The 6,478-nt window shown below is 73.5% G+C and carries 5 protein-coding genes; 2 read left to right on the forward strand and 3 right to left on the reverse strand.

The features are described 5' to 3' along the window. Positions 1–33 precede the first annotated feature (33 nt). The 3 genes from HMPREF3086_RS01205 to serA form a co-directional block, all read right to left on the reverse strand. A complete protein-coding gene (locus tag HMPREF3086_RS01205; protein ID WP_070719755.1) occupies positions 34–1,896 on the reverse strand; it encodes a DUF294 nucleotidyltransferase-like domain-containing protein in 1,863 nt (620 codons plus the stop codon). Positions 1,897–2,010: 114 nt separating this feature from the next. Beyond that, complete coding sequence (locus HMPREF3086_RS01210) at positions 2,011–3,030, reverse strand: 3-isopropylmalate dehydrogenase (protein ID WP_070719756.1); 1,020 nt, start codon at positions 3,028–3,030, stop codon at positions 2,011–2,013. A 26-nt stretch (positions 3,031–3,056) separates the two neighbouring features. After that, positions 3,057–4,649, reverse strand: coding sequence for a phosphoglycerate dehydrogenase (serA, locus tag HMPREF3086_RS01215; protein ID WP_007627150.1), 1,593 nt, complete (start codon positions 4,647–4,649; stop codon positions 3,057–3,059). A gap of 212 nt (positions 4,650–4,861) precedes the next feature. Here serA and HMPREF3086_RS01220 point away from each other — a divergent pair, with 212 nt between their 5' ends. Beyond that, on the forward strand, positions 4,862–5,446 hold the full coding sequence (locus HMPREF3086_RS01220) for a hypothetical protein (RefSeq protein ID WP_070719757.1): 585 nt from the start codon (positions 4,862–4,864) through the stop codon (positions 5,444–5,446). Continuing rightward, positions 5,443–6,478 (forward strand): phytoene desaturase family protein (locus HMPREF3086_RS01225; protein ID WP_246830844.1); only part of this gene is annotated, 1,036 nt, incomplete at its 3' end. The genes HMPREF3086_RS01220 and HMPREF3086_RS01225, both read left to right, overlap by 4 nt.

The raw sequence follows: 6,478 nt of genomic DNA on the forward strand, positions 1-6,478 counted from the left end.
GGCGGGCGGCCGACGTCAGTCTGCCCAGTCCCGTCACATCTGCCCCACCCGGTACTGGATGGCCAACGCGGACTGCGCGGCCGCGATGATGCGGAACGCCGCCCGCAGGCGGTGGCGGTCCATCGTGCCGAGGCTCGACGGGTCGACGTGGTTGTCCAGGTCGAGTCCCTCGGCGATCTGGCGCGCGTGGTGGCGGTAGGCCAGACCCCTGAGGAATCGGATCGCGCCGGCGAGGTTCTCGGCGTCCGTCCGGGCGAGCACCCCGGCGGCCGCCGCGGCCTCGAGCCGGCCCAGCGTGGAGACCTCCGACAGCCCGGCCGACAGCGCGTGCAGCCGGGCAATCTGGACGACGGGTGCGATGCCGCCCGCCTTGATGTCCAGCGTGTTGCGGTACTCCCCCCGGCGCGCGACCACAAGGCCCCGGAAGAACCCGAGGGGCGGTTGCCAGTCGCAGGCGATCCGTGCCAGGTGGGCGAGGAACCGCCGGCTCCCCCGGGATCTGGAGAGCATCTCGCAGCGGACCCGGTCCACCAGACGCTCGGCCCCGTGGACGGCGCGGATGTCGAAGAACACCTGACTGTTCAGGACGGCCTCGGGGTCGGGCGCGCCCACCCAGTCCCGCACCCGTCGTTCCCAGTCGGACGCGGTTCGTCGCCACTGCGGGTTGCTCGCCATCACGTCGCCCGGGCACCGCGGGAAGCCCGCCCGGTCCAGGCCGTCGCAGACCTGGTCGGTGAGTGCGGCGAAGTAGTCGTGGGCGCCCGGGACCGTGTCGGCGGCGTCGTCGAGGATCAGGGCGTTGTCCTGGTCGCTGGAGGCGCCGAGTTCCCCGCGGGCCTGCGAGCCGAGTCCGACCCAGCAGTAGTCGGTGGGCGGCGGACCGAGGTCGGCCTCGGCCAGGGCGAGCAGTCTCCGGGTGGCGGCGTCGGCGGTGGCGGTGATGACCCGACCGATGTCCTGGGGTGCGGTCCCGCGCCGCACGAATTCACCGATCAGCGGCAGGAGCCGTTCCGCCAGCCGGGCGACCGTATCGGCGTCCGGGGCGCGGGAGATCCGCGCGGCGAGGTAGACGGGGTCGGCCTGTGCGAGCCGGAGCAGGTCGCTCGTGGTGACCATCCCCATCGGCGCCCCGTCCTGGCACACGGGTAGATGGTGGACCCCGCGGTCCATCTGGAGCAGCGTGGCGTCGAACGCCCGGGTGTGGGCGTCCACCGTCACCGGGTCGGGGGTCATGATGGTCGCGACCGGGGCCTCGGGGTCCCCGCTCACGGCGACGACCTTCGCGCGGAGGTCGCGGTCGGTGAAGATCCCCACCACGCGCCCGGCCTCGACCACCACCAGCGCCGACACCCGCTCCCTCGTCATGATCTGTGCGGCCTCCCGGATGGGGGTGTCGGGCCCCACGGTGACCGCGTCCCGCGTGAGCAGCTCCCCCACCGGCGTGCCGAGGGCGTCGCCGCCGGACGCGGCGACGCGGACGGAGGCCAGATCCTGGCGGATGCGGTCGCTGCGTGCGCCGAAGAAGGCGCGCAGGGCGGGATGCCCGGCGGCCAGCTCGTCGAACACCTCGCGGGGCATCTCGAGGAGAAGGGTGTCCGCCGAGGCGACCATGAGGTAGCGCGACAGGCGGGACTCGGTGAGGGTCGAGTACCCGAAGCAGTCGCCCTCGTCGCGCGCGTCCAGCAGGGTGCCGTCGGGATCGCACACCTCGACGGCGCCGGTGCGGATGATGTGCAGGTGGTCGTTCGGCGTCCCCGGCTCGATGATCACCGAGCCGCGGCGGTGGTACCGCTGGGACAGCAGGGCGGGAAGCCGGTCGAGTTGCTCCGACGGCAGCGCGTCGAAGGGTGCGCAACGGGCGAGGAAGTCGCGCACCTCGGCCAGTTCCACGTCCACGCCTCCACTGTGGACGCCGACGGCCCGCGGTGTGATCGCTTCACGCGATTCACACCCGCGGGCCGTCGGGATGGGACGGGTCCCGGCGTGCCGACGCCGGGGCGGCGGTCCGGGCTAGGCGCTGACCGCGGCGACGATGCGGTCGCCCACCTCGGAGGTGACGACGGGTGCGTCGCCGCGCGAACCGAGGTCGGCCTCGACGGCGGCCTCGACGCGCGCGGCCTCGTCCTCCTTGCCGAGGTGGCGCAGGAGCAGGGCCACGGACAGGATGGCCGCGGTCGGGTCGGCCTTGCCCTGGCCGGCGATGTCCGGGGCCGAGCCGTGGACGGGCTCGAACATCGACGGGTTGGTGCCGGAGGCGTCGATGTTGCCGGACGCCGCGGTGCCGATCCCGCCGGTGACGGCCGCGGCGAGGTCGGTGATGATGTCGCCGAAGAGGTTGTCGGTGACGATCACGTCGAACCGCGCGGGGTCGGTGACCATGTAGATGGTCGCGGCGTCGATGTGGCAGTAGTCCACCTCGACCCCCGGGAACTCGGGCGCGACCTCGTCGACCGTCCGCTGCCACAGTCCGCCGGCGTTGACCAGCACGTTGGTCTTGTGGACCAGCGTGAGCCTGCCGCGGCGGGCCTGTGCGCGCGCGAAGGCGTCGCGGACGACACGCTCCACGCCGAAGCGGGTGTTGACCGACGTCTCGGACCCGATCTCCTGCGGGGTACCGACGCGGATCGCGCCACCGTTGCCGGTGTAGAGGCCCTCGGTGCCCTCGCGCACCACCACGAAGTCGATCTCGCCGGGGTCCTTCAGCGGCGTGGCCGAGCCCGGGAACAGCCGCGAGGGACGGAGGTTGACGTGGTGGTCGAGAGCGAACCGCAGCGGGAGCAGCATGCCGCGTTCGAGCACGCCGGCCGGCACGGAGCGCGGGTCGCCGATGGCGCCCAGCAGGATGGCGTCGTGCTCCTTGAGGCTGGCGATGTCGGCGTCGGTGAGGGTCTCGCCGTTGCGCAGGTAGCGGCGGGCCCCGAGGTCGTACTCGGTCGTCGAGACGTCGGGCACCAGCGCGTGGAGGACCTTGAGCGCCTCGGCGGTGACCTCGACGCCGATGCCGTCACCGGGGATGACTGCGAGCTTCATGACGGTGTGGGTTCCTTTGCTGCTCGTCAGTCGAGGTTGATCTGGGTGGCGGTGGCGCCGAGGTCGGAGACGATCCGGTCGATCGTCGGCTCGGCGACCGCACGGTCCACGCGCAGGATGAGCGACGCGCCCTCACCGGTGGCGTCCTGGCTCAGGGCGGCGGCCTGGATGTCGATGCCCTCGCCCCCGAGGATCGAGCCCACCTTGCCGAGCACACCCGGGCGGTCGGAGTAGTGGACGAAGAGGTTCTGGCCCTGGGCGCGCAGATCGAAGCCACGCTCGTTGATCCGGACGATCTTCTGCACCTGGTCCAGGCCCGAAAGGGTCCCGGTGACCTTCCCGGTGGAACCGTCGGCCGCGACGGCCGTGACGGTGACCGTGCTGCGGTAGGACTTGGACTCGCTGCGGGTCTCGACCGAGTGCGTGACGCCGCGCTGCTCGGCCATCTGGCCGACGTTGACGAACGTGGCCGGCTCGTCGGTGATGGCGGAGAACAGGCCGCGCAGGGCGGCCAGGCCGAGGACGTCGACCTGCTCGGCGGCGAGCTCGCCGGCGACCTCGACGTTGACGGTGGTGGGCACGCCCGGGCACAGGTGGCCGGCGATGAGGCCGACCTTGCGGACGAGGTCGAGCCAGGGGGCGACCTCGTCGCCGACCGGGCCGCCGGAGACGTTGACGGCGTCGGGCACGAACTCGCCGCGGAGCGCGAGCAGGACGCTGCGCGCGACGTCCGTACCGGCGCGGTCCTGGGCCTCGGCGGTGGAGGCGCCCAGGTGCGGGGTGACGACGGTGTTCTCGAGCTCGAACAGCGGCGAGTCGGTGCAGGGCTCGGTGTCGAACACGTCGAGCGCGGCGGCGCGGACCTTGCCGGACTTCAGCGCGTCGACGAGGGCGTCCTCGACGATGAGGCCGCCGCGGGCGGCGTTGACGATCACGACGCCGTCCTTGGCACGGGCGAGACGCGCGGCGTCGAACAGGCCGGCGGTCTCCTTGGTCTTGGGCAGGTGCATCGTGATGATGTCGGCCCGGGAGACCAACTCGTCGATGTCCACGAGCTCGATGCCCAGCTGCGCCGCGCGGGCGGCCGGCAGGTAGGGGTCGTAGGCGATGATGTGGGTCTCGAACGCCGCCAGGCGCTGGGCCACGAGCTGCCCGATGCGCCCCAGGCCCACGACACCGACGGTCTTGCCGAGCAGCTCGACGCCGTTGAAGGAGCTGCGCTTCCAGGTGTGCTCGCGCAGCGTCCGGTCGGCGGCCGGGATCTGGCGGCAGGCGGCCATGAGCAGCGCGACGGCGTGCTCGGCGGCCGAGTGGATGTTGGAGGTGGGCGCGTTGACCACCATGACGCCGCGCTCGGTGGCGGCGGGGATCTCGACGTTGTCCAGGCCCACGCCGGCGCGGCCGATGATCTTGAGGTTGGGCGCGGCGGCGAGCACCTCGGCGTCGACGGTCGTCGCGGAGCGCACGAGCAGGGCGTCGGCGTCGGCTACGGCCTCGAGAAGCTTCGGACGATCCGGGCCGTCCACCCAGCGGACCTCCACGGCGTCGCCGAGCGCGTCGACGGTCGACTGGGCGAGCTTGTCGGCGATGAGGACGACGGGACGTCCGGATGCTGTCACAGTGGGATCTCCTCGGTGTCAAAACGGGCAGGGCCAGTCTAGGCCACCTGTCGCCGCCGTCGATCAGTGGCCGGTGCGGCCCGGGCCGCCTACCGTGGCGGGGAGTCCGGCCCGACGGTCGCGCCCCATCCGGCCGCCGTCGTGGCACGGGCACGCCGACGAACACACCGACGAGCGACGAGCACGCCGCCGAGCGACGAACGGAAGCCCCGATGCCCCGCAGCCCCCGGTCGACACCGTCCCCGGTCCGTTTCCCTGACCCGTGGTTGCCGGTGGTGGCGCCGGCGCGGGGCGCGACGGCGGTGGCGACGTATCTGCGGGCGCACCTGTACGGCGCGGCCGTGGGCCGCAGCATCCTCGACCGCTGTATCAGCGCCGTGGAGCCGGCCGACCGCGTGCGCTTGGTGCCGCTGCGCGCGGAGTTCGACCGGGAGATCGACACCGCCGCGGCCCTGCTGCGTCGCCTGTCGGTGGTGGGCGCGCCGGGTCGCGGTCTGCTCCGGACGTCGTCCGCGGTGACGCTCGCCGCGTTGCCCGTGGGACCGGTGTTGCGCGATCCGTTGGCGCGGCTCGCCGTCCTGGAGACGCTCCGCACCCTGGTGGTGGCCAAGCGCTCGATGTGGGAGCTGCTCGCGGCGTCGTGGGTCGCCGACGACCCGGCGCCCGGCGGTGACGACGACGAGCTCCGCGTCCACGACACCGGCCGGCTGCTGCGGGGTCTCGCGGAACAGGCCCGGGCGCAGGAGGAGTTACTGGAACAGTTGCGCCGCGCCTACGGCCTGGCGGTCTTCGGGTGAGCGCCGCCGGGATCGTGCGCGCGGACGTCATCGTGGTGGGCTCGGGCCCGAACGGTCTGGCCGCCGCGGTGATGTGCGCGCGTGCCGGGCGGAAGGTCGTGGTCCTCGAGGCGCAGGACACCATCGGCGGCGGCTGCCGGACTCTGCCGATGTCCGACGTCGCCGGCGACATCCCGGACGATCTCGCCGACGGCCTGTTCGTGGACCCCTGTTCGGCCGTGCACCCGATGGCGGGGGCCTCGCCGTTCTTCCGCGACTTCGACCTGGCGGCCCACGGCGTCGAGCTGGCCGTGCCCGCGGTGCAGCTCGGGCACGCCCTGCCGGGCCGGGACGCGATCGTCGTGCCGTCCGACCCCTCCCCCGCGACCCTCGCCGAGGGGTTGGGTTCGCGCGAGGAGGCCGACCGGTGGTGGAGCGTGATGGGCCCGCTGGGCCGCCGCGCCGAGGACGTGGTCGCGGCCGCCCTGTCCGATCAGCGCTCGATCCCGCCCGTGGCGGCGACGGCGGCGCTCGCCGGCGCCTTCCTGCGGGCGCATCCCCGCGGCGGGGTCGCCGATCCTCTCGGCCCGGACGGCCGGACGCTGCTGTCCGGTATCTCGTCCCACGCCATCACCCCGCTGACGTCCCCGGCCGCGACGGGCGTCGGGCTCGTCCTGGGCGCGCTGCTGCACTCCCCGCGCGGATGGGGTCTGCCCGTCGGCGGCAGCGGCGCGATCACGGCTGCCCTGGCCGATGCCGTGCGGGACGCGGGGGGCGAGATCCACACGGGCGTCACCGTCGACTCGCTCGCGCGACTCGACGCCCGCGACGTGGTGTTCAACACCTCGTCGCGGATCCTCGGCCGGATCCTGCTGGCGTCATCGCCGTCACCCGCCGTTGCGCGCCGCGCACGGAAGCTCATGGAGGCGCCGATGGGCGGCGCGGCCGCGAAGGTCGACCTCGTCCTGTCGGGCCCTGTGCCGTGGCGGGACGAGCGCCTCGCCCGGGCGGGCACCGTTCATCTGGGCGGGGACTCGCAGGCGCTGGCCGTCG

The organism is Dietzia sp. HMSC21D01, assembly GCF_001815995.1.
Classification (GTDB): domain Bacteria; phylum Actinomycetota; class Actinomycetes; order Mycobacteriales; family Mycobacteriaceae; genus Dietzia; species Dietzia cinnamea.

Excerpts from the sequence above, each read along its gene's own strand:
- HMPREF3086_RS01210 (WP_070719756.1), bottom strand. The coding sequence starts at position 3,030 with ATGAAGCTCGCAGTCATCCCCGGTGACGGCATCGGCGTCGAGGTCACC.
- HMPREF3086_RS01220 (WP_070719757.1), top strand. The coding sequence starts at position 4,862 with ATGCCCCGCAGCCCCCGGTCGACACCGTCCCCGGTCCGTTTCCCTGAC.